This window comes from Streptomyces coeruleorubidus (assembly GCF_028885415.1).
GTDB lineage: Bacteria > Actinomycetota > Actinomycetes > Streptomycetales > Streptomycetaceae > Streptomyces > Streptomyces coeruleorubidus_A.
On the sequence record NZ_CP118527.1, the window covers coordinates 2,619,337 to 2,641,237 of the forward strand.

The following is a 21,901-nucleotide window of genomic DNA, read 5'->3' on the forward strand; positions in this document are numbered from 1 at the left end:
CCGACAGGTCGTTCCAAGGCGCCGTCCCCGTTGATCGGTGAGGCTAACCTAACCTTACCCGCCGGGTCGGAGACGCAAAAGTCGACTGGGGCGCGGATCGTATGTGATCCGCGCCCCAGTCGCTGTCGGTGTAACAGGCGAAACGGTTACTGGTCCCTGTACATCTCGGCCACGAGGAACGCCAGGTCCAGCGACTGGCTGCGGTTGAGCCGCGGGTCGCAGGCCGTCTCGTAGCGCTGGTGCAGATCGTCGACGAAGATCTCGTCGCCGCCGCCCACGCACTCGGTGACGTCGTCGCCGGTCAGCTCCACGTGGATGCCGCCCGGGTGGGTGCCGAGGGCCTTGTGGACCTCGAAGAAGCCCTTGACCTCGTCGAGCACGTCGTCGAAGCGGCGGGTCTTGTGCCCGGAGGCCGCCTCGAAGGTGTTGCCGTGCATCGGGTCGGTGACCCAGGCGACGGTGGCGCCCGAGGCGGTGACCTTCTCGACCAGCTCGGGGAGCTTGTCGCGGACCTTGTCGGCGCCCATGCGGACGATGAAGGTCAGCCGGCCCGGCTCCCGCTCCGGGTCGAGGCGCTCGATGTACTGCAGCGCGTCCTCGGCCGTCGTCGTCGGGCCGAGCTTGATGCCGATCGGGTTGCGGATCTGCGACGCGAACTCGATGTGCGCGTGGTCCAGCTGCCGGGTGCGCTCACCGATCCACACCATGTGCGCGGAGACGTCGTACAGCTGCCCGGTGCGCGAGTCGATCCTGGTCAGGGCGGACTCGTAGTCGAGCAGCAGCGCCTCGTGCGAGGAGTAGAACTCGACCGTCTTGAACTCCTCCGGGTCGGCCCCGCAGGCGTGCATGAAGTTCAGCGCGTTGTCGATCTCGCGCGCCAGCTGCTCGTAGCGCTGCCCCGACGGGGACGACTTCACGAAGTCCTGGTTCCAGGCGTGCACCTGGCGCAGGTCGGCGTAGCCGCCGGTGGTGAAGGCGCGCACCAGGTTCAGCGTGGAGGCCGAGGCGTGGTACATGCGCTTCAGCCGCTCGGGGTCCGGGACGCGGGCCTCTTCGGTGAAGTCGAAGCCGTTGACGGAGTCGCCCCGGTACGTCGGCAGCGTCACGCCGTCGCGGGTCTCGGTCGGCTTGGAGCGCGGCTTGGAGTACTGGCCGGCGATGCGGCCGACCTTCACCACGGGCACGGACGCGGCGTACGTCAGCACGGCGCCCATCTGGAGCAGCGTCTTGAGCTTGTTGCGGATCTGGTCCGCGGACACCGCGTCGAAGGCCTCGGCGCAGTCGCCGCCCTGGAGGAGGAACGCCTCTCCCTTGGCGACGGCCGCCATCCGGGCACGCAGCTGGTCGCACTCGCCCGCGAAGACGAGCGGCGGATACGACTCGAGGTCCGCAACGACTGCGCGCAGAGCCTCGGTGTCGGGGTACTCGGGCTGCTGCGCCGCGGGCAGGTCTCGCCAGGTGTTGCCAGCACTCGCGCTGGTCTTAGCGTTCACGGTCACGGCCTCAACATTACGGGGTCGTGTCGGACGTCCTGCCCCATGCCCAGCAATTGAGACACGGGGTACACGACTCGGACATGGGGTAGGGTGCCTGCCATGTTCGCGCACTCGATCCAGAACTGGTGGTGGACCGCTCATCCGGCGGCCCACTGACTGCGCGTACGACAGACTTCGCGAAGGCCGCCCGAGGGGCGGCCTTCGGCATTTCCCGGGGTCGTTCCTCTCCACCGAAATCCCACCGGATCCTCGGAGAAGGAGCACGGACCCATGAATCTGCTCGGCTTGCTGGACGACCCCCGCCCGTTCGCCCTGCTGCGCCGCCGCACCCCGGGCCACGACCATGACCTGATCGAGGTCCTCATCGGCCCGGTGACCACCTACGACCGCCTCGCCGACCTCCCCGACGAGGGCCTCGCGCTCGTCCCCTTCCGGCAGATCCGCGAGCGCGGTTTCGACGTCCGCGACGACGGCACTCCGCTGTCGGTGCTGACGCCCGAGGAGTCGTACGGCGTCCCGCTCGCCGACGCCCTGGAGCAGCTCCCGGCGCACGACGTGCGCGTCGAGGGCGGCGGCTTCGACGTCGGTGACGAGGAGTACGCGGAGATCGTCGGGCGCGTGCTGCGGGAGGAGATCGGGCGGGGCGAGGGCGCGAACTTCGTCATCCGGCGGACGTACGAGGGGCAGATCCCCGGGTTCGGCCGGGCCGACGCGCTGGCGCTGTTCCGGCGGCTGCTGGAGGGCGAGCGGGGCGCGTACTGGACGTTCGTCGTGCACACCGGCGACCGGACGCTGGTCGGGGCGAGTCCGGAGGTGCACGTCCGGATGTCCGGCGGCACGGTCGTCATGAACCCGATCAGCGGCACGTACCGCTACCCCGCCGACGGGCCGACGCCCGAGCACCTGCTGGACTTCCTCGCCGACGGCAAGGAGATCGAGGAGCTGTCGATGGTCGTCGACGAGGAGCTCAAGATGATGTGCACCGTCGGTGACATGGGCGGGGTGGTCGTCGGGCCCCGGCTGAAGGAGATGGCGCACCTCGCGCACACCGAGTACGAGCTGCGCGGGAAGTCCTCGCTGGACGTGCGGGAGGTGCTGAAGGAGACCATGTTCGCGGCGACCGTCACGGGCTCGCCGGTGCAGAACGCCTGCCGGGTCATCGAGCGGCACGAGGTCGGCGGGCGCGGGTACTACGCCGGTGCGCTGGCCCTCCTCGGGCGGTACGCGGGCGGTGGGCGGGAAAAGTCTGCCGGGGCCCAGACCCTCGACTCCCCCATCCTCATCCGCACCGCCGACATCGACGCCGACGGCCGGCTGCGGGTGCCGGTGGGCGCCACGCTCGTGCGCGGATCCGACCCGGCGGGCGAGGTCGCGGAGACCCATGCGAAGGCGGCGGGTGTGCTGGCCGCGTTGGGCGTACGTCCTTCCCGGCCGCGCGCTGAGGCCGTACGGCCACAGCTGGGGGACGACCCCCGGGTCCGGGCGGCGCTGGACGGGCGCCGGGCCTCGCTCGCGCCCTTCTGGCTGCGGATGCAGCAGCGGTCGGACGAGCTGGAGGGGCACGCCCTCGTCGTGGACGGGGAGGACACCTTCACGGCGATGCTCGCGCACGTGCTGCGCGCCGGCGGCCTGGAGGTGAGCGTGCGGCGCTACGACGAGCCAGGGCTGCGGGAGGCGGTGCTCGGGCACGAGGGGCCGGTGGTCCTGGGGCCCGGACCGGGTGACCCGTCGGACCTGGCGGACCCGAAGATGCGGTTCCTGCGCTCCCTGACCGCCGAGGTGATCGGGAAGCACCCGCACGGCGTCCTCGGCGTCTGCCTCGGGCACGAGCTGATCGCCATCGAACTGGGCCTGGACGTCGTACGCAAGGAAGTGCCGTACCAGGGGGCGCAGACGGAGATCGAGCTGTTCGGGCGGCGGGAGACCGTCGGCTTCTACAACAGCTTCGTGGCGCGCTGCGACGACGAGGAGGCGGCGGAGCTGGCCGCGCACGGTGTGGAGGTCAGCCGCGCCGCGAACGGGGAGGTGCACGCGCTGCGGGGGCCCGGATTCGCGGGGGTGCAGTTCCACCCGGAGTCGGTGCTCACGCTCGACGGCGCGGCGGTCGTGCGGGACCTGGTGGGGCAGCTGCGGGGCACGAGCACGCCCTCGGTGTAGCACGGGGCCGGTCGGGCCGCGCGGCCCGACCGGCGTCCGGGGCGGGGCGGCGCGTCAGCCGAAGAACACCCCGACCTCCTCGTACAGTTTCGGGTCCACCGTCTTCAGGCGGGCCGTCGCGTCCGCGATGGGGACACGCACGATGTCCGTGCCGCGCAGGGCGACCATCAGGCCGAAGTCCCCGTCGCGGACGCAGTCGATGGCGTGCAGTCCGAAACGGGTGGCGAGCCAGCGGTCGAAGGCGCTGGGGGTGCCGCCGCGCTGGACATGGCCGAGGACCGTCGTGCGGGCCTCCTTGCCCGTGCGCTTCTCGATCTCCTTGGCGAGCCACTCGCCGACCCCGGACAGGCGGACGTGCCCGAAGGAGTCCAGCGTCCGGTCCTTGAGGACCATGTCGCCGTCCTTGGGCACGGCCCCCTCGGCGACGACCACGATCGGCGCGTACGACGCCCGGAAGCGGGACGTCACCCAGGCGCACACCTGCTCGACGTCGAAGCGCTGCTCGGGGATGAGGATGACGTTCGCGCCGCCGGCCAGGCCGGAGTGGAGGGCGATCCAGCCGGCGTGCCGGCCCATCACCTCGACGACCAGGACGCGCATATGGGACTCGGCGGTGGTGTGCAGCCGGTCGATGGCCTCGGTCGCGATGCCGACCGCGGTGTCGAAGCCGAAGGTGTAGTCCGTGGCGGACAGGTCGTTGTCTATCGTCTTCGGGACGCCCACGCAGGGCACGCCGTGCTCGTCGGACAGCCGGGCGGCCACGCCCAGGGTGTCCTCGCCGCCGATGGCGATGAGCGCCTCGACCTCCAGCTCGGCGAGGTTCTCCTTGATTCGGCGGATGCCGTTCCGCTCCTTCAGCGGGTTGGTCCGCGAGGAGCCGAGGATGGTGCCGCCGCGGGGCAGGATGCCGCGCACGGCGGGGATGTCGAGACGGACGGTGTCGTTCTCCAAGGGCCCTCGCCAGCCGTCCCGGAAGCCGGTGAAGTCGTAGCCGTACTCCTGCACGCCCTTGCGGACGATGGCCCGGATGACGGCGTTGAGTCCGGGGCAGTCGCCGCCTCCGGTCAGTACTCCGACCCGCATGGAATGTCCCTTCGCAGCAGGTGCCTGACGAAGGGTCAGTGTGGCGCGCGTCTCACTCGTCGTCGAGGCCGCGCTCTATCGCATACCTGACCAGTTCCACGCGGTTGTGCAACTGGAGCTTGCCGAGGGTGTTCTGGACGTGGTTCTGCACCGTGCGGTGGGAGATGACCAGGCGTTCGGCGATCTGCTTGTAGCTCAGGCCCTTGGCGACGAGGCGCAGCACCTCGGTCTCGCGGTCGGTGAGCCGGGGTGCCTTCGGTTCGTCGGTGTCCTGGGCGGGGGCGGGTTCGGAGGCCAGGCGGCGGTACTCGCCGAGGACCAGCCCGGCGAGGCCCGGGGTGAAGACCGGGTCGCCGACGGCCGTGCGGCGGACAGCGTCCTGGAGTTCCTCGGTGGAGGCCGACTTCAGCAGGTATCCGGTCGCGCCGGACTTCACCGCCTCCAGGACGTCGGCGTGCTCACCGCTCGCGGACAGCACCAGGACGCGCAGCGCCGGGTCGGCGGCGACGACCTCCTTGCAGACCTGGACGCCGGGCTTGCCGGGCAGGTTCAGGTCGAGCACGAGGACCTCGGGTGCGGCGGCCTTGGCGCGGCGCACGGCCTGGTCGCCGTCGCCCGCGGTGGCGACCACCTCGAAGCCCGACTCGGCCAGGTCCCGGGCGACCGCGTCGCGCCACATGGGGTGGTCGTCGACCACCATGACCTTGATCGGGACCTGCCGGTCCTCCGTGGTCTCCGTCATCGCCGCTCCGCCTTCCCCCGTACGTTCGTCACGTCCTTCGGTACCTTCAACTCGACCTCCGTGCCCTGGCCCGGCACCGAGATCAGCTCCGCGCTGCCGCCGAGGTCGCGGAGCCGGCCGCGGATCGACAGGGCGACGCCGAGCCGCCCCTCGCCCTCGGCCTGGGCGAGCCGCCCCTCCGGGATGCCGGGTCCGTCGTCCCGCACGGTGACGATCACCTCGTCCGGCTCGTCCTCGACGAGGATCCACGCGCGCGCCTGCTCCCCGGCGTGCTTGCGGACGTTGTCCAGCGCCGCCCCGACGGCGGCGGCCACCTCCCGGGCGGCGACCGGCGCCAGCGGCACGGGCGCGCCGGGCTCGGCGAGGCTGACCTTGGCCCCGGCGTACGGCGCGAGCAGGGCGCGCAGGTCGACGGGGCCGCTCTCCTGCGGCTGCTCCTCGACGGTCCGGACGACGGCTCCCTCGGCGGCGTCCTCCGAGACCCGGGAGACGGGCACCAGTCCGCCGGAGACCAGGGTGCGCAGCGCGACCTCCTGCTCACCGGCCATCCGGCCCAGCTCGGCCGCCTCGCCGCCGATCACCGCGCCACGCCGCTGCACCATCGCCAGCACCTGGAGCACGCTGTCGTGGATGTCGCGGGCCAAGCGCTCCCGCTCCCGTGTCGCGGCCTCGATCTCCAGGGCGCGGGCGAGGGTGCGCTCGGAGGCGCGGGCGACCTCGACGACGTAGCCGATGGCGATGGAGGCGATGCAGACGAGGATGACGTTGTGGACGGTGTCGCGGGCCGGGCTGCCGCGCTCGATCAGGTTGGCGGCGGCCACGAGGCTGGAGGCGAGGGCCGCCCAGCGCCAGCCGCCCTTGACGGCGAAGGCGAGGACGGCACCGGCGGTCCATATCGACGGCAGCGTCGGGCCGCCCGCCTGGACCCGCTCGTGCGTGTCGGCGACGGGCGTGAGCAGGATGCCGGTGAGGGCGACGGTGAGGTCGGCGACGAGAAACCCTTTGGTGCAGCGGGCCGCGTTCGCGACCCGGGGCAGTGTGGCCAGGGTCCACGCGGCCAGCACGACGTAGTAGGCGACGGCGACCCAGGGCCGGACGAACTCCTCGTAGGCGGTGGCGAACAGGCCGATCGCGTACAACATCGTGAGCACCCGGTACGCGGTCAGCGCACGCCACAGCGGCTGCTCGACCGACATCCTCATGACCTGCTCGCGCCTGGCCATCTCCCCCACCCCTGGCTCAAGCCCCCGACTAGGGCTCGGTCCGTCGCTGCTCCGACTTTTCCTTCTCCGACTTTTCCTTTTCCGCCTGTTCCTTCTCCGCCCGTGCGAGCGCGGCCTTCGCCGCCTTCTCGGCTTCCTTCTCGGCCTTGGCCGCCTCCGCGAGCTGCCGCTTCATGGCCGTCGCGTACATGTCGACGTACTCCTGGCCGGAGAGCTTCATGATCTCGTACATGACCTCGTCGGTCACCGCGCGCAGTACGAACCGGTCGTGCTCCATGCCCTGGTAGCGGCTGAAGTCCAGGGGCTTGCCGATCCGGATGCCGGGGCGCATCAGCTTCGGCATGACCTTCCCGGGCGGCTGGATCTTCTCCGTGTCGATCATGGCGACGGGGATGACGGGCGCGCCGGTCGCGAGCGCCACGCGCGCGAGGCCGCCCGGCTTGCCGCGGTAGAGCCGCCCGTCGGGCGAGCGCGTCCCCTCCGGGTAGATGCCGAACAGCTCGCCGCGCTCCAGCACCTCGATGCCGCTCTTGATGGCGGCCTCACCCGCGCCGCGCGCACCGGAGCGGTCCACCGGCAGCTGGCCGACTCCCTTGAAGAAGGCGGCGGTCAGCCGGCCCTTCACCCCGGGCGTGGTGAAGTACTCGGCCTTCGCGATGAACGTGACCTTGCGGTCCAGGACCGCGGGCAGGAAGAACGAGTCCGAGAAGGAGAGGTGGTTGCTCGCCAGGATCGCCGGGCCCTCGGCGGGAACGTTCTCCAGGCCTTCCACCCAGGGCCTGAAGGCGACCTTCAGCGGTCCCCCAACAGCGACCTTCATCGCGCCGTACAACAACCGAGTGCCTCCTGTATGTGTCGATCAGACCTTAACCCGGCGCGCTGTCAAAGGCGCCGACGGCCCTGGTCGGTGTCAGTGCCGTCGCGTACGGTGAAGGTCCCGCGAACGCCGTGCGATCCCTGCCATGACGTTCCGTGACCATCCGTGATCGTGTCAGTCCCTTCTCACGACCAGGAGGCCGAAGGTGCCGGTCCTTGCCGGAGCCGAGCCGTTTCGCCACGAGGGCGGGGAGATCGCCGTGCTCCTCTGCCACGGCTTCACCGGTTCACCGCAGTCGCTGCGCCCCTGGGCGGAGCATCTCGCCGCACGCGGCCTGACCGTCTCGCTGCCGCTGCTGCCCGGGCACGGCACGCGCTGGGAGGACCTGCGGATCACCGGCTGGCAGGACTGGTACGCGGAGGTGGACCGCGAGCTGCGCCTGCTGTGCGAGCGCCGCGAGCAGGTGTTCGTGGCCGGCCTGTCCATGGGCGGCGCCCTGGCCCTGCGGCTGGCCGCGAAGCACGGCGACGCCGTCAGCGGTGTGATGGTCGTCAACCCGGCGAACAAGGTGCACGGCCTGGCCGCGCACGCCCTCCCGGTGATCCGCCACCTCGTCCCCGCGACGAAGGGCATCGCCAGCGACATCGCCAAGCCGGACAGCAGGGAGCTGGGCTACGACCGGGTTCCGCTGCACGCCGCGCACTCCCTGCGCCAGTTCTTCCAGGTCGTCGACCGCGAGCTGCCGCAGGTCACCCAGCCGGTGCTGCTGCTGCGCAGCCCGCAGGACCATGTGGTGCCGCCCGTCGACTCGGCCCGTATCCTCAGCCGCATCTCGTCGACCGACGTGAAAGAGGTCCTCCTGGAACAGAGCTACCACGTCGCCACGTTGGACCATGACGCGGACCGGATCTTCGAGGAGAGCACCGCGTTCATCGGCCGGTTCGCGTCCGGCCTCGGCAAGGAGCCCGGTCTCGGCAAGGAAGGGACGACCGCAGGTGGCTGAGCACGACTCCGACCGCGAGGGCCGCGAGCCGGACGAGAAGGGCGTCCCGTTCGACGAGGAGGCCGCCTGGGCGGCGATCGTCGCCGGGTACGGCGAGGAGCCGCCGGACCCCCCGGGCGCCAAGCCGTTCAAGTCGGTCGAGGACCTGGCGCTGCTGGAGTCTCCGACCAACGACGACCGGGTGGACACGGCCGGGGACGCCGCCAAGCCCGCTGAGCCCGAGGGTCCGGAGGCCAAGGCGTCCGGGTCCGCGGACAAGCCGGCCAAGCCTCTGGGCGGCTCGGTCTCCTTCGCGCCCGGCGTCGGTCCGCGCGACTACTCCGCGCCGGAGCCCACCGAGGACGACTTCGACGAGGACGACGAGGGCCACTTCGTGCCGCCGGAGCCGCCCCCGCTGCCGTCCGCCGACCCCACCGCGAAGTTCGCGTGGCTCGGCGTGCTGGGCGGGCCGGTGCTGTTCCTGCTCGCCGTGCTGCTCGGCTGGGAAATGACGTGGTGGCTGGCCACGCTGGGGATCGGCGGGTTCGTCGGCGGGTTCGCGACGCTGGTGATGCGGATGCGGACGGATGACGAGGAGGACGACGACCCGGGGCGGGGTGCGGTCGTCTAGGAAGCCGGCACTCTGAGGGCGGCCAGGACCGGGAGGTGGTCCGTGGCCGCCCTCAGGTCTGTGTCGGTCACCCCGGGGTGCTCGGACGGCACCCCGCAGCCCAGCACCTCGATGCCCTTGGTCGCGAAGATCGCGTCGATGCGCTGGTAGGGGTCGGCGGGGGTCCAGGTGTGCTCGCCACCCCAGGGTGACGCGGCCCGGCAGTCGGTGAGGGTGTCGGCCAGTCGGCCGAAGGCGGGGCCGTCGGGGCGTTCGTTCAGGTCGCCGCCGGCGATCGCGTGCTCCACGCCCAGCCCGGCGAGCCTGTCCAGGAGCATGCCGGCCTGGTCGTAGCGCTCGTCCTTCTGCAGCGACAGGTGACAACTCAGGACGCCGAGGCGGGTGCCGGCGAAGCGGACGACCGCCGTGGCGAAGCCGCGGCGGTGCAGGCCGGGGGTGCGGGGCAGGAGGACGTCCTCCGTGCGTTCGACGCTCGCCCGGAGCGAGCTGAGGATCGCCGGGCCTGTGGTGGTGGCGCCCCCGGTGACGACGACCAGGTCGGATTCGCGGGCCAGACGGGCGAGTTTCTTGCGCCAGCGGAAGAAGCGGGGGGCTTCTTGGATCAGGACCAGGTCGGGTCGGCAGGCCCTGATGACGCGGGCCAGGGCGTCGGTGTCGTCGCGCATCGAGCGGATGTTGTAGCTGAGGACCCTGATGACCGCGGAACCGTCGGGTTCGGTACGGGAGTTGGGGAGCAGGGGCATGTGATCAATTTACGCCCAATAGCTCGGGGCGCGGGGTTGTGCGCGAGTGCCGGTCGTATGTGGCTGATCGCGCAGTTCCCCGCGCCCCTTAAAGGCCAAAAGCAGGGCGTCACATGATCGGGTCGGGCTCCCGGGCCAGGTCCGCCGCGCCCACCAGGCCGGCCTTGTTGCCCAGTTCCGCTGCCCTGACCTCGGCCACCGGGCGCCAGTTGCCGCCCACCAGCCAGCGCTTGTAGGACTTGCGGATCGGGCCCAGGACCAGTTCGCCCTCGTCGGAGAGGCCGCCGCCGACGATGAAGGCGGAGGGGTCGAAGAGGGAGGCCAGGTCGGCGAGGCCCGCGCCGACCCAGCGGGCCAGTTCGCGGTAGGAGTCGACGGCCACGCGGTCGCCCTGGCGGGCGGCCATGGAGATGTGCTTGCCCTCGATGCCGTCGGGCGTGCCGTTGCCGAGGCCGAGGAGGATCTCGGCGTTCTCGGGGGTGGCGTTGGCGCGCTGCTTGGCGTACCTCACCAGCGCCCGCCCCGACGCGTACTGCTCCCAGCAGCCCTGCGAGCCGCAGCCGCACAGCAGGCCGTCCGGGACCATGCGGATGTGGCCGAACTCGGCGGCCACGCCGAAGTGCCCGCGGCGCAGCTTGTTGCCGATGATGATGCCGCCGCCGAGGCCGGTGCCGAGCGTGATGCAGATGACGTTGCGGTGGCCCTTGCCTGCGCCGAACTTGTACTCGCCCCACGCCGCGGCGTTCGCGTCGTTCTCGACGACCACCGGGAGGCCCACGCGGGCCTCGACCTTCTGCTTGAGCGGCTCGTTGCGCCAGTGGATGTTGGGCGCGAAGTACACCTCGGAGCGCTGCCGGTTCACATAGCCGGCCGCGCCGATGCCCACGCCGACGATGTCGTGCCCGACGCGGGCGCCTTCCACCGCCGAGGCGATGGCGTCCACGATGCCCTCAGGCGTGCCCGGGGTCGGCACCTTGTGGGTCGAGAGGATGTTGCCTTCCTCATCGACCACGCCGGCCGCGATCTTCGTGCCGCCGATGTCGACGCCGATGGTGAGTCCCATGAATCCCTCAGTTTCGGTCGAGCCCCGCTACGGCCAACGGTACCCGAGGCACGCCGTCGGGTTCGCTGTCGTCCGCACGCTGGGCAGGACCGGCGGTGGCACGCCGGTCGCGGCTCGTGAGAGGGCGGGGGCTCAGTCCAGGTCGATGCGCTCCCCGGGGCCGGCGTCGTCGCCCCGGTCATGGCGTTCGTCCAGGTCGCGGGGGTCGATCCGGTCGTCGCGGCCGCTCCAGCGCCGCTCCTGGGCCTCGACGGCGGAGCGGTAGGCGGCGAGCAGTTCGTTCCCGGCGGCGGCCAGGTGGTCGAAGACGTCCGGGTTGCGTTCGATGACGGGTTCCACGGCGGCCTTGGCCTGCTGGACGACCTGGCGGACGACCTGCTCGGCGGCGGGCCCCGCGACCGCGCCGAACAGCGGGGACTGGATCCCCGAGAGCTTGTCCGCGACGGCGTCGACGAGCTTCTTCAGTTCCTCGGCCGCGGAGCCCTGGGGCGGGCCGTACTCGGCGCGGCGCCGGGCCTTCTCCGCCTCGAGGTCCTCGGCGCACGCGGTCGCCCAGGCGTCGGCGTCGGCGTCGGCGGCCCGTACCTCGTCCACGGCCTCTTCGCGGGCGGCGTCGGACGGGGGGAGCTCTTCGCTCATGACGGACTCCTGACTACGGTTCGTCCCTACGACGTTACCCCCTCTGACCGCGTCTGCGGCCACAGCTTCGGGTCGGGTGCGAAGCGGATGCACAGCTCGCCCTCGCGCAGGGCGGCCCCGTCGACGGTGCAGCGGCGCAGCGCGGAGGGCAGCGGAACGATACGGCGGAACCGCCCCGCCGTGACGAGAAGCTCGTCGCCGCGCCGGACGAGGTCCAGTTCGTCGCGTATGGCGCCGGGCAGCGGGATGTGCCAGACGAGCACGCCGTCCACGCCGAGCCGGTCGGTCACCGGCCACTCGGCCGGTGGAACGGGAGTCTCCAGGTCGGCGCCGGGCACGGCGAGGGCGGCCAGGTCGTCGGCGCCGAGCGGGTCGCGTCCGAGGTGGGCGACGGTCCGGACGTCGTACGACTCCCGCCACTCGTCCAGTGTCTTGCGCTGCTGGGCGACCGGGCCGGCCAGCCAGGTGTCCGGGGACGCCTCGGGCAGGACGCGGTTGGCGACCACGACGTCGGTGCGCAGGCCGCGCAGGGCGAGGCCGAGGGCGGCGGCGCGCAGGGCGTCGGCGCCGGCCGGGCCGGGCTCGGCGACCAGTCGTACGACGGTGTCGCGGTCGGCGACGACCGCCTCGACGGCGGCCAGCTCCAGATCCCAGCGGGCGGCCGTCTCGTACAGCCACTCGGCGGGCATGGGGACGCCGGCGAGCCGGCCCAGTACCGGGCGCAGGGCGCGGGCGGCCTGGCGTTCGGGCGGGAGCAGGCGGCGCAGGTAGCGGCGGAGCTCCTCGGGCAGGGCGAGCAGGGCGAGGGCCTGCGGGGCCGGTGGCAGGTCGACGACGAGCAGGTCGTACGACTCCGACAGCGCGGCGTCGCGCAGGGCGCGCAGGAGGGCGAGTTCCTCGGCGCCGGGGAGGGGGGTGAGTTCCTCGAAGTCGAGGCGGGAGGCGCCGAGGAGGTCCAGGGCGGAGGAGGCGCGGTCCTGGAGGGCGGTGAGGTCCTTCCGGAAGTCCTGGGCGGGGTCGGGACGCCAGGCCGTGAGACGGGGTGCGGCTTGCGTCGGCTCAGGTCCGGTGCGAGTCCCCAGTGCGGCACCGAGGGTGTCCGTGCGGTCGGTGCCGAGGACGAGGGTGCGGGTGCCCTCCGCCGCCGCGGCCAGGGCGGTGGCGGCCGCGAGGGTGGTACGACCGCTGCCGCCGGGGCCGGTGATCAGGATGGTGCGCATGGGGGTGAACGGTACCCGGCGTTGGCGCTCAGGCCGGGTGGGTCCGCAACCCGGCGGAGCGGGGTGCCGCCGTTGTGGGACGGGTGCCGCCCCAAGCGGCACGACTGCCCGCAGCCAAGCGGATTACTTGCCCGATTCCACGCGCTTCTTCAAGCCCGCCAGCGCCCTGTCGATGATGACCTTCTCGGCCTTGCGCTTGATCATGCCGAGCATCGGGATCTTGACGTCCACGGTCAGCGCGTACGTGACCTCCGTGCCGCCCGACCCGGCCGGCTTGAGGATGTACGTCCCGTCCAGGGAGCGGAGCATCTGGGACTTCACGAGGGTCCAGGACACCTCGTTCTCGCCGGTCCAGGTGTACGCGAGGACCTGGTCGTCCTTGATCGCACCCGCGTCCATGACGAGCCGGACCTGCTCGGCGCGGCCCTGCTCGTCGGTCTTGAGCACCTCGGCCTCCTTCACCTCGCCGGTCCAGTCCGGGTAGCGGGCGAAATCGGAGATGACCGCCATGACGTCGGCCGGGGCCGCCTCGATGGTGATGCTCGAGCTGGTGTGTTCCGCCATCGCCGTGGCTCCTCCAGATGCGGGCCGGTATGAGGTCGTCGTGCGCAAGCGTGTGCAGCGTGAAGGCTACCGCGCACGGGCCCCGCCGATCTCACCCGACCTGGGAGGTCCTCACCATTCCAGCGTCCACGGCGTCCCGGTCCCCGCGAAGTGCCCCACGTTCACACACTCGGTTGCCCCGATCCGCATCCGCCGCACCAGCGGCTGGTGCACGTGTCCGAAGAGGGAGTAGCGGGGGCGAGTGCGGCGGATGGCGTCCAGCAGGGCCAGGCTGCCGCGCTCGAAGCGGCGCGCGACGGTGTCGTAGACCAGTTCGGGAACCTCGGGAGGGATGTGCGTGCACAGCACGTCGACCTCGCCGACGGCCTCTATCTTGGCCGCGTAGTCCTCGTCGCTGATCTCGTACGGTGTCCGCATCGGCGTGCGCAGGCCGCCGCCGACGAAGCCGAAGACCCAGCCGCCGATCTCGACGCGCTCGCCGTCGAGGACGGTCGTGCCGGGGCCGGCGTACTCCTGCCACAGGGGCGGCATGTCGACATTGCCGTAGGTGGCGTACGTCGGGGTGGGGAACGCGGCGAACATCTCGGCGTACTGCTTGCGCACCGCCTTCTCGATCACCGAGGCCCGGTCCGCGCCGACGCCGGCCCACAGCCGGGCCCCCAGTTCCCGCGCCTCCTGAAAGCGGCGGGCGGTGCGCAGCGCGACGATGCGGTCGGCGTTCTCGACGCCGAACAGGTCGGGGAAGATGCCGCGCGAGTGGTCGGCGTAGTCGAGGAAGAGGACGAGGTCGCCCAGGCAGATCAGGGCGTCGGCGCCCTCGCCGGCCCTGGCCAGGTCACGGGCGTTGCCGTGCACGTCGCTGACCACGTGCACGCGCGTCCTGCGGTTTCCGGCTCGTGTGGGTGCCATGGCGATCAAGGGTAGGTCGAGCGCTGCAGTTGTGAACAGTGGCGGCCCTACCTGCGGTTACTGGCCAGTCAGTTAGTGCGTGGACTACTGTGCGCGAAGGAATACCCAACCTGTGTGACGCAGCGAACATCTCGACGGGCCCCCTGTCGTAGAGGCCATACCGGCGGGTAACGTCCGGGCAGTCCAGTCGTGCTCTGCATTTCAACAAGTGAATGCCCGAGCACCTGCCCGAGCCTTGGACCGGACCGTCGCATCACACAACGTCGTGGCGCCGGCGCCCTATGAGGAGCAGCAGTCTTGCGCGAGTTCAGCCTTCCGGCTTTGTACGAGGTCCCTGCGGACGGCAATCTGACCGACATCGTCCGCAGAAACGCCGCGCAGCACCCGGACGTCGCCGTCATCGCCCCGCAAGGTCGGCGGCAACTGGCAGGACGTCACGGCCACCGCCTTCCTCGCCGAGGTGCGCACGGCCGCGAAGGGGCTGATCGCCGCCGGGGTCCAGCCGGGCGACCGGGTGGGCCTGATGTCCCGCACCCGTTACGAGTGGACGCTGCTGGACTTCGCGATCTGGAGCGCGGGCGCGGTGACCGTGCCGGTGTACGAGACCAGTTCGCCGGAGCAGGTGCAGTGGATCCTCGGCGACTCGGGCGCGACCGCGTGCATCGTGGAGTCGGACGGTCACACGGCCGCCGTCGAGTCGGTGCGCGACCGGCTGCCGGCGCTCAAGCACGTGTGGCAGATCGAGGGCGGCGGCATCGACGAGCTGGGCCGGCTCGGGCAGGACGTCACGGACCGGACGGTCGAGGAGCGCAGCTCGATCGCCAGGGCAGACGACCCGGCGACCATCGTCTACACCTCGGGCACGACCGGCCGCCCCAAGGGCTGTGTGCTCACCCACCGCAGCTTCTTCGCCGAGTGCGGCAACATCGTGGAGCGGCTGCGTCCGCTGTTCCGCACGGGCGAGTGCTCGGTGCTGCTCTTCCTGCCGCTCGCGCACGTCTTCGGGCGGCTCGTGCAGATCGCGCCGATGATGGCGCCGATCAAGCTCGGCTGCGTCCCGGACATCAAGAACCTCACCGACGAGCTGGCCGCGTTCCGCCCGACGCTGATCCTCGGGGTGCCGCGCGTCTTCGAGAAGGTCTACAACTCGGCGCGCGCCAAGGCGCAGGCCGACGGCAAGGGCAAGATCTTCGACAAGGCCGCCGACACCGCGATCGCCTACAGCAAGGCGCTGGACACCCCCTCGGGTCCCTCCCTCGGTCTGAGGATCAAGCACAAGACGTTCGACAAGCTCGTCTACAGCAAGCTCCGCGCGGTCCTCGGCGGCCGGGGCGAGTACGCCATCTCCGGCGGCGCCCCGCTCGGCGAGCGCCTCGGGCACTTCTTCCGCGGCATCGGCTTCACGGTCCTGGAGGGCTACGGCCTGACCGAGTCCTGCGCGGCCACCGCGTTCAACCCCTGGGACCGGCAGAAGATCGGCACGGTCGGCCAGCCGCTGCCCGGCTCTGTGGTCCGCATCGCCGACGACGGCGAGGTGCTGCTGCACGGCGAGCACCTGTTCAAGGAGTACTGGAACAACCCCGGCGCGACCGCGGAGGCGCTGGCCGACGGCTGGTTCCACACCGGTGACATCGGCACCCTCGACGAGGACGGCTACCTCCGGATCACCGGCCGTAAGAAGGAGATCATCGTCACCGCGGGCGGCAAGAACGTCGCCCCGGCCGTGATCGAGGACCGCATCCGGGCGCACGCGCTGGTCGCGGAGTGCATGGTGGTGGGCGACGGGCGGCCGTTCGTGGGCGCGCTGATCACCATCGACGAGGAGTTCCTGGGCCGTTGGTGCGCGGACCACGGCAAGCCTGCGGGTTCCACCGCGGCGTCGCTGTGCGAGGACCCGGACCTGCTGGCCGCGATCCAGGCCGCGGTCGACGACGGCAACGCCGCGGTGTCGAAGGCGGAATCGGTGCGGAAGTTCCGCATTCTGTCCTCCCAGTTCACGGAGGAGTCGGGCCACCTGACCCCCTCGCTGAAGCTGAAGCGGAACGTGGTGGCGAAGGACTACGCGCACGAGGTCGAGGCGATCTACGCGAAGTGATCGGGCGCCGCCAGCGCCCTTAGGGCGCGAGGACGGTGCCCAGGCCGGCGTCGGCGGGAGTGCCCGCCGTGGCCGGCCCGATGAAGGCGGCCGTGCCGTCGGCGCCGAGGTGGACGACGGTGCCGTCGCCGGAGTTCTCGCCCGGGGCGCCGACGGTCAGGCCGACGGCCGAGGTTCCTGAGTAGTCGCCGGCGGCGACCTCCGCGCCGAAGCGGTCGCCGGCCTCGGCGGCACCGGTGATCCCGTCCGCACCCTGGTTGAGGGCCCGCGCGGATGCCACGGCCAGGTCGGTGGTCAGCCGCAGGACCAGGGCGGAACCGGCGTCGGCACGGGTGGTGCCCGCCACGCCGAGGTCCTCGCCGGGCAGTCCCGCCAGGACGTCCAGGACGCCGTCACCGTCGACATCGCGCAGTGCGACCGAGGCGCCCAGGGCGTCACCCGCTTCGGCGATGCCGGGGATGCCTTCGGTGTCCTGATGGACGGTGACGGTGTCGCCGGGATGGCTGAGACCCCAGGCGTGGCCCCGCTTGATGGTGATCTGTCCGCCCGTCCGGCCCTGGGCGTCGGCGGCGAGCGGCTGGCCCACCACCAGGTCGTCGCGGCCGTCCTTGTCGATGTCGCCGGCGTCGAGGGCACGGCCCGGGGGCACCTGGGCGCCGAATCCGCCGGTGAGGCCGTCCGGGCCGCCGGTGAACTCGAAGACCTTGCCGATGCCGTAGGTGTCGACGACCGTCACTGCCACATCGTCGTAACCGTCGCCGTCGAAGTCGCCGACGGCGCCGTCGATGGCTACCGCTGCGTCGAAGCTGACACCGTGGGTGTGGACGGTGCCGGTGGCGCTGTCGCGCCAGACGAGCCAGGAGCCGCTGCCGGCGGTGCCGGGGCCGAGTCCGATCGCGTCGTCGAGGCCGTCGCCGTCGACGTCCCCCACCTCCACGTCGGTGCCGAGCCGAGCCGAGTCCGGCGGCCCCCAGTGGGCGCCCGTGGTGAAGGACGTGCCCGCCGTCAGGCCCGAGGCCCCGGTCAGGACGGTGACCGAACCCCGGTCCGCGTTGCCGCTGGTGTCGTTCTCGCCGGGTGAGCCGACCACCAGGTCGAGGCGGCCGTCGCCGTCCAGGTCGCCGGAGGCGGTGGCGGCGCCGAAGCGGTCTCCGGGCTCGACGGCGCCGGGCACCGAGCCGGTGTCCTGAGTGAGCGTGCGCCGGCCGGTCGCGGTGGGGCCTGCGGCGGACCCGGACAGGACGGTCACCGAGCCCGCCGCCGAAGCGGCCTCGGGAGCGCCGGCGACCAGGTCGGAGGAACCCGAGGCGTCGAAGTCGTACGGCGTCCCGGGCCCCGCCGCGCGTGCGGGAAGCGTCGTCAGGCCGGACACGGCCAGCACGGCGCAGGCGACGAGGGCGAGCGCTCGCGCCTCCGCCCTCATGCCTTGCTCTTCAGCCAGGTGACGATGCGGTCGTATACGCCCGGCTCGCTCAGCAGGGAGCCGCCGTGCGCGGCCCCGGCGACGACCTGCGTCTGGATCCGGCCGCTGGGCACCCCCTTGGCCTCGGCCGTGGCCTTCAGGTCGGTGGAGTGGACAGGCGGCACGAAGTCGTCTTCGGAGTGGATCAGGTACATGGGGGCGTCGGCCTGGTCGACCCAGTTCTTGGAGACCATGCTGCGCCAGGTGTCCCAGCAGGAGGGGTGGAGCGTGGTGGAGGTGTCGCCGGAGTCGGGGTAACAGCGGGCGAGGATAGTCGAGTTGTCGCGCAGTTTGCGCTTCTTGGCGTCGGTGGAGGTGTTGCCGTCGTTCCACGCCCGGTAGGGAGAGGCGACGGGCGAGAGGGCGACCACGCCCTTGAGCCGGAGGGCGCCCGCGCCGTGCGTCGCCGCGTCGGTGGCGAGCTGGCCGCCGACCGAGGAGCCGAGGAGCAGCACACGGTCGGGGTCGACGTCGAACTCGGCGGCGTGGGAACGGATCCAGGCGACGGCGTCGGCGACATCGTCCCGCTGGGCGGGCCACGCGGCCTCGAAGTTGAGCCGGTATTTGATGGCGAACACCTGGAAGCCCTCGGCGGCGAAGCGGTCCGCGGAGGAGGACCAGTCGGTCTGGTGGTACCAATAGCCGCCGTGGATCAGCACCAGCGCCGGCTTGGGGCCGGAACTGCTCTGGTTCCAGTGGGCGTCGAGGGTCTGGCGCGGGTGGGTGCCGTACCGGTGGGCGGAGTTCGCGGCGCCGGCCTGCACGGTCTGTGTCGTGCGGGCCGACTGGGCGGCCGGGGCCGTCGATGCGGTGGTGGACAGGGCGGCGGCGCCGGTCACGGTGAGGGCGGCGAGTGCGGGCAGCAGTAAGCGGCGCATGGGTGTGTGCTTTCGGGCGGAGGAAACGGAAGAAGAAGAGGTGAGTGGACGGTCGGTCCCGCGGCGGCATAAGGCGTGCCGCCGCGGGACCGACCGGGTGAGGCCGGGGCGTCGGTGCGTCAGCGGATCACGGAGCCGAACGTCTCACCGGCCGCCGGCAGGCCGCCGGTGCCCGGCTGGAACGTCGTGACCGGCTGCGTGGCGCCGCCCAGGACGTTGGCCCACGGCACGGCGTGTGCGGATCCGTACGAGACGGGCCCGTTGGGCAGACCGAGGTAGAGCTCGGAACCGGTGGCGTGGAGCGCGGTGCCCACCTTCTGCGCGTTGCCCAGTGCGCCGGGGATGCCGAACTTGCCCGGGTACACGGTCGAGATGAAGGCGCCGTTGGTCAGGCTGAAGGTGTAGACCGTGCCGCCGTCGGTGGCGCCGGTGCTGTCCTCGCCGGGCACGCCCACGGCGAGCAGGGTGTTCTGCGCTGTGCTGACCGCGCCCGGGGCAGTGTTCACGGCCGACAGGGACTGGCCGAAGGCGTCCCCGGCCTCGGTAGCGCCCGGGACACCGGAGGCGCCCTGGTAGATGCCGGAGATCTGGGTGAATCCGGTGGCCGTGAGACGGAAGGTGTCGACGCGGCCCGCGTTGGCGGCCTGGGAGCCGTCCTCACCCGGCGAGCCGACGGCCAGGATCGACTCGGTGCCGTTCGCGGAGGCGCCGGCCCGGTACTGCACCAGGGCCAGCGACCCGCCGAACCGGTCGTCGGCTTCCGCGCCGCCCTCGACGGTGTCGAGGTCCTGGTCGAGACCGGTCACGCCGGTCGGCAGCTTGTCGGCGTTGAGGGTGTGGCTGAACAGGGAGACACCGCCGGCGGCGGCCAGCGTGCCGATGGCCTCGCCCGGGGCGCCCACCACGAGGTGCTGCGGCGAACCGGCGATGGTGGAGCCGAACTTGTCGCCCGCCTCCATGGCACCCGGCACGCCCGACTTGTCCTGGTGGATCAGGACGTTGGTGGCGCCGGTGCCGCGCACGTAGACGACTCCGCCCGCATCGCCGAGACCCCCGGCGGCGTCCTCGCCGGGCGCGCCGACGGCCAGGTACGGGTCACCGGCGAGCGTGGTGCCGGCGGCGAGGGCGGCGCCGAACTGGTCGCCGGCCTCGGACGCCATCGAGGCGAGAGCACCGGTGCCGGACCCCTGCTCCAGGCTGACGGCCGCCTTGCCGGTGGTCAGCCCGGCCGGGGCGCCGTAGAGGATACTGGCCATGCCGGCGTCGGTGGCCGTTCCCAGGTCCTCGGCCGGAGCGCCCACGACGAGGTCGGTGCAGCCGTCGAGGTTGTGGTCGTAAGTGGCGAGCGTCGCGCCGAACCGGTCCTTCGCCTCCGAGCCGCCGGGCACCGCGGCGAGGTCCTGGGTGAGCTCGGCAGTGCCCTTGCCTCCGCCGTACACGACCCGGACCAGGCCCGCGCCCGCGTCGCCGCCGACGGCCGCGTCGGGGTCGGCGATCGCGGTGTCGCGGACGCCGTCGCAGTTGAAGTCGGTGATGCGGGCCGCGTCGACAACCGAGTCGATCCAGCCACCGAGGTCGTCCAGGCGGACGTTTTCGGCGCCGGTACGAGTTTCGGCCGGGTCCTGGCCGAAGCAACCACCCTGCCATGAACGGCTGTTGACGGATACCAGCTCGTAGCTGCCGGCGGTGGAGCGCAGCGCGGGGCCACCGGCGTCACCGGCGCACACGGCTGCGCCGTTCCGGCCGGTCACCTGGAGGGTGGCGGAGGAGATGGCGTTCACAGTGAAAGTGCCGGTGTGCAGCTTCAGCGGCACCCACTCGGTCTTGGTGCGGCCGTAGCCCGGCACCGTCAGCGACTCGCCTGTGGCCGGAGCGGTGCTGCTGACCTTGACCGGGGCGATGCCGGCGACCGGTTTGTCCAGCCGGGCGAGAACAACGTCGCGGTCGCTGCGCGGGGCGAGTTCGACGACGGTTCGGACCTGGCCGGCGGTGGAGGTCAGGTCGGTGCGGCCGATGGTCGCGGTGGTGTTCTTGGCGGGTTTGCCCGCTCGGACGGCGGACGTCTGGCCGGGGTCGTCGGCGAAACAGCTTGCGGCGGTGACAATCCACTGGGGGTCGATCAGCGCACCGGTGCAGGCACGCTCGCTGCTGCCGATGGCGATGCGGGCGGTGAAAGTGAAGGTTCCGTCTGCGGCGGCATTGCCGGTGACGGCCTGTGCCGGGGCTGCAGTGAGCGCTCCGGCGGCGACGGCGGCCGCGAGCACAGTGCTTGTCAGCCCCGCGCGAGGGCGGTTCTTGGACACGTGAGTTTTCCTGGTGATTCAGATTCGCGGGCCGCATGGTGCGTGTGCCGGAGGTCGGCCGGGGCGGCTGCCGCACAGAAGGCAAGGAACTTCGATGACCGGGCCGGCGTGGCGGTCGGACGGCTCAGCCGGTGACGCGCAGTTCGACGAGCACGGAGCGCAGACCGGTGTCGCCGGCCTCGCCCACCGGCTGATACTCGTTGGCCGGCACGGAGAGCACGGTCTCCTTGCCCTCGGCGCTCAAGGTCGCCTCGACGGGGTGCTCCTCGGTCCAGACACCGTAGGCATCGGGCAGTTCCATGGTGAGGAAGCCTGTCTTCGCTGTCGCGCGGAAACAGTAGCCGCCGTTGTCCAGGCGCGACTCGACCTTGATGTTCCACGCCTCGCTGCACTGCACGAGGACGATGTGACCGTCGCCGCGCTTGAGCGTGATGCCCCGTTCCGTCTTCACCCGGTCGGCACCCGGGTAGGCGTGGTCCTCGACCGCGTCGGGCATGTCGGTGGCGCTCCCCGAAGCGGCCACCGGTTGCGCGGTCTGGGCGGAAGCCGGACCTGGCGTGAGCAGGGCCAGGGCTCCCAGACCTGCCGCGAGGGCACTCGAGAGGCCGATCGCAAGTGCCTTACGGGCACGCGGTATCGCCATGTGTTTCTTCTCCATAGATGACGAGGGAGCGGATCCCCCCTCCGCTTGGCAAAAGTAAAGCACATGTAAGAATCTGGTGAGCACACTGCAACTACCGCTCAAATCAGGCCGGTCAGGCTTGACGAGCCACCCGATTTCGGCCAAGCGCTCCGCGTGACAGATGTAAATGCCGCAACCGCGCCACACAGTCGAGTCTGCCCCTTTGAACCTCAAAGCGGTCTTGTGCAGTAGTTCTTCACGCTTTGTCATGG

Annotated in this window: 19 protein-coding genes and 1 pseudogene; 5 read left to right on the forward strand and 15 right to left on the reverse strand. The window is 71.6% G+C overall.

What is annotated here, in order from left to right; all coding sequences use genetic code 11:
* Positions 1-146 precede the first annotated feature (146 nt).
* Entirely contained in the window at positions 147-1,499 is a 1,353-nt protein-coding gene (locus PV963_RS12245) for a class II 3-deoxy-7-phosphoheptulonate synthase (RefSeq protein WP_274815667.1), read from the reverse strand.
* Positions 1,500-1,595: 96 nt separating this feature from the next.
* On the opposite strand from PV963_RS12245, the gene PV963_RS43975 reads away from it, so the two are divergent.
* Both PV963_RS43975 and PV963_RS12250 read left to right on the forward strand, forming a co-directional pair.
* The gene (locus PV963_RS43975; RefSeq protein ID WP_076973970.1) at positions 1,596-1,652 is read left to right on the forward strand and encodes a trp operon leader peptide; all 57 of its coding nucleotides are present in this window, start codon (positions 1,596-1,598) and stop codon (positions 1,650-1,652) included.
* Positions 1,653-1,766: 114 nt separating this feature from the next.
* Complete coding sequence (locus PV963_RS12250; protein WP_274815668.1) at positions 1,767-3,653, forward strand: anthranilate synthase family protein; 1,887 nt, start codon at positions 1,767-1,769, stop codon at positions 3,651-3,653.
* Positions 3,654-3,707: 54 nt separating this feature from the next.
* Here PV963_RS12250 and PV963_RS12255 read toward each other — a convergent pair whose 3' ends face one another.
* The 4 genes from PV963_RS12255 to PV963_RS12270 are packed head-to-tail and all read right to left on the reverse strand — an operon-like array spanning position 3,708 to position 7,521.
* Complete coding sequence (locus tag PV963_RS12255) at positions 3,708-4,736, reverse strand: 6-phosphofructokinase (protein WP_274815669.1); 1,029 nt, start codon at positions 4,734-4,736, stop codon at positions 3,708-3,710.
* Positions 4,737-4,788: 52 nt separating this feature from the next.
* Positions 4,789-5,478, reverse strand: a complete 690-nt coding sequence (locus PV963_RS12260) for a response regulator (RefSeq protein ID WP_274815670.1) — start codon at positions 5,476-5,478, stop codon at positions 4,789-4,791.
* The gene (gene macS, locus PV963_RS12265) at positions 5,475-6,701 is read right to left on the reverse strand and encodes a MacS family sensor histidine kinase (RefSeq protein WP_274815671.1); all 1,227 of its coding nucleotides are present in this window, start codon (positions 6,699-6,701) and stop codon (positions 5,475-5,477) included. Before macS ends, PV963_RS12260 begins: the two co-directional genes overlap by 4 nt.
* A gap of 28 nt (positions 6,702-6,729) precedes the next feature.
* Positions 6,730-7,521, reverse strand: a complete 792-nt coding sequence (locus PV963_RS12270; protein ID WP_274815672.1) for a lysophospholipid acyltransferase family protein — start codon at positions 7,519-7,521, stop codon at positions 6,730-6,732.
* A 202-nt stretch (positions 7,522-7,723) separates the two neighbouring features.
* Here PV963_RS12270 and PV963_RS12275 point away from each other — a divergent pair, with 202 nt between their 5' ends.
* Positions 7,724-8,521, forward strand: coding sequence for an alpha/beta hydrolase (locus tag PV963_RS12275; protein WP_274815673.1), 798 nt, complete (start codon positions 7,724-7,726; stop codon positions 8,519-8,521).
* The gene (locus PV963_RS12280) at positions 8,514-9,131 is read left to right on the forward strand and encodes a hypothetical protein (protein WP_274815674.1); all 618 of its coding nucleotides are present in this window, start codon (positions 8,514-8,516) and stop codon (positions 9,129-9,131) included. The genes PV963_RS12275 and PV963_RS12280 overlap by 8 nt, the downstream gene beginning before the upstream one ends.
* On the opposite strand, the gene PV963_RS12285 is transcribed toward PV963_RS12280, so the two are convergent.
* The 6 genes from PV963_RS12285 to PV963_RS12310 all read right to left on the reverse strand — a co-directional run bounded on the left by PV963_RS12285 (position 9,128) and on the right by PV963_RS12310 (position 14,269).
* Positions 9,128-9,874, reverse strand: coding sequence for an endonuclease/exonuclease/phosphatase family protein (locus PV963_RS12285; protein ID WP_274815675.1), 747 nt, complete (start codon positions 9,872-9,874; stop codon positions 9,128-9,130). The genes PV963_RS12280 and PV963_RS12285 overlap by 4 nt on opposite strands.
* A 109-nt stretch (positions 9,875-9,983) precedes the next feature.
* On the reverse strand, positions 9,984-10,937 hold the full coding sequence (locus PV963_RS12290) for an ROK family glucokinase (RefSeq protein WP_274815676.1): 954 nt from the start codon (positions 10,935-10,937) through the stop codon (positions 9,984-9,986).
* 132 nt (positions 10,938-11,069) lie between these two features.
* Positions 11,070-11,576, reverse strand: a complete 507-nt coding sequence (locus tag PV963_RS12295) for a DUF5304 domain-containing protein (RefSeq protein ID WP_274815677.1) — start codon at positions 11,574-11,576, stop codon at positions 11,070-11,072.
* 26 nt (positions 11,577-11,602) lie between these two features.
* A complete protein-coding gene (locus tag PV963_RS12300; protein WP_274815678.1) occupies positions 11,603-12,796 on the reverse strand; it encodes an ArsA family ATPase in 1,194 nt (397 codons plus the stop codon).
* Between the two features lie 123 nt (positions 12,797-12,919).
* The gene (locus PV963_RS12305; RefSeq protein WP_274815679.1) at positions 12,920-13,360 is read right to left on the reverse strand and encodes an SRPBCC family protein; all 441 of its coding nucleotides are present in this window, start codon (positions 13,358-13,360) and stop codon (positions 12,920-12,922) included.
* A gap of 111 nt (positions 13,361-13,471) precedes the next feature.
* On the reverse strand, positions 13,472-14,269 hold the full coding sequence (locus PV963_RS12310; RefSeq protein ID WP_274815680.1) for a metallophosphoesterase family protein: 798 nt from the start codon (positions 14,267-14,269) through the stop codon (positions 13,472-13,474).
* Between the two features lie 297 nt (positions 14,270-14,566).
* Between PV963_RS12310 and PV963_RS12315 the strand changes: the two are divergent.
* A pseudogene (locus PV963_RS12315) lies at positions 14,567-16,364 on the forward strand (AMP-dependent synthetase/ligase).
* Positions 16,365-16,383: 19 nt separating this feature from the next.
* Here PV963_RS12315 and PV963_RS12320 read toward each other — a convergent pair.
* From PV963_RS12320 to PV963_RS12335, 4 genes are all read right to left on the reverse strand, one after another.
* On the reverse strand, positions 16,384-17,787 hold the full coding sequence (locus PV963_RS12320) for an FG-GAP repeat protein (RefSeq protein WP_274815681.1): 1,404 nt from the start codon (positions 17,785-17,787) through the stop codon (positions 16,384-16,386).
* Entirely contained in the window at positions 17,784-18,704 is a 921-nt protein-coding gene (locus PV963_RS12325; RefSeq protein ID WP_274815682.1) for an alpha/beta hydrolase, read from the reverse strand. The genes PV963_RS12320 and PV963_RS12325 overlap by 4 nt, the downstream gene beginning before the upstream one ends.
* Positions 18,705-18,823: 119 nt before the next feature.
* Positions 18,824-21,007 (reverse strand): S1 family peptidase, encoded by a 2,184-nt coding sequence (locus PV963_RS12330; protein WP_274815683.1) that lies wholly within the window; start codon positions 21,005-21,007, stop codon positions 18,824-18,826.
* A 124-nt stretch (positions 21,008-21,131) separates the two neighbouring features.
* Positions 21,132-21,650, reverse strand: coding sequence for a hypothetical protein (locus tag PV963_RS12335; protein ID WP_274815684.1), 519 nt, complete (start codon positions 21,648-21,650; stop codon positions 21,132-21,134).
* Positions 21,651-21,901 lie beyond the last annotated feature (251 nt).

Excerpts from the sequence above, each read along its gene's own strand:
- PV963_RS12270 (WP_274815672.1), bottom strand. The coding sequence starts at position 7,521 with ATGAAGGTCGCTGTTGGGGGACCGCTGAAGGTCGCCTTCAGGCCCTGG.
- PV963_RS12310 (WP_274815680.1), bottom strand. The coding sequence starts at position 14,269 with ATGGCACCCACACGAGCCGGAAACCGCAGGACGCGCGTGCACGTGGTC.
- PV963_RS12335 (WP_274815684.1), bottom strand. The coding sequence starts at position 21,650 with ATGGCGATACCGCGTGCCCGTAAGGCACTTGCGATCGGCCTCTCGAGT.
- PV963_RS12325 (WP_274815682.1), bottom strand. The coding sequence starts at position 18,704 with ATGCGCCGCTTACTGCTGCCCGCACTCGCCGCCCTCACCGTGACCGGC.
- PV963_RS12295 (WP_274815677.1), bottom strand. The coding sequence starts at position 11,576 with ATGAGCGAAGAGCTCCCCCCGTCCGACGCCGCCCGCGAAGAGGCCGTG.
- PV963_RS12285 (WP_274815675.1), bottom strand. The coding sequence starts at position 9,874 with ATGCCCCTGCTCCCCAACTCCCGTACCGAACCCGACGGTTCCGCGGTC.
- PV963_RS12305 (WP_274815679.1), bottom strand. The coding sequence starts at position 13,360 with ATGGCGGAACACACCAGCTCGAGCATCACCATCGAGGCGGCCCCGGCC.
- PV963_RS12290 (WP_274815676.1), bottom strand. The coding sequence starts at position 10,937 with ATGGGACTCACCATCGGCGTCGACATCGGCGGCACGAAGATCGCGGCC.
- macS (WP_274815671.1), bottom strand. The coding sequence starts at position 6,701 with ATGGCCAGGCGCGAGCAGGTCATGAGGATGTCGGTCGAGCAGCCGCTG.
- PV963_RS12260 (WP_274815670.1), bottom strand. The coding sequence starts at position 5,478 with ATGACGGAGACCACGGAGGACCGGCAGGTCCCGATCAAGGTCATGGTG.
- PV963_RS12300 (WP_274815678.1), bottom strand. The coding sequence starts at position 12,796 with ATGCGCACCATCCTGATCACCGGCCCCGGCGGCAGCGGTCGTACCACC.
- PV963_RS12320 (WP_274815681.1), bottom strand. The coding sequence starts at position 17,787 with ATGAGGGCGGAGGCGCGAGCGCTCGCCCTCGTCGCCTGCGCCGTGCTG.
- PV963_RS12255 (WP_274815669.1), bottom strand. The coding sequence starts at position 4,736 with ATGCGGGTCGGAGTACTGACCGGAGGCGGCGACTGCCCCGGACTCAAC.
- PV963_RS12250 (WP_274815668.1), top strand. The coding sequence starts at position 1,767 with ATGAATCTGCTCGGCTTGCTGGACGACCCCCGCCCGTTCGCCCTGCTG.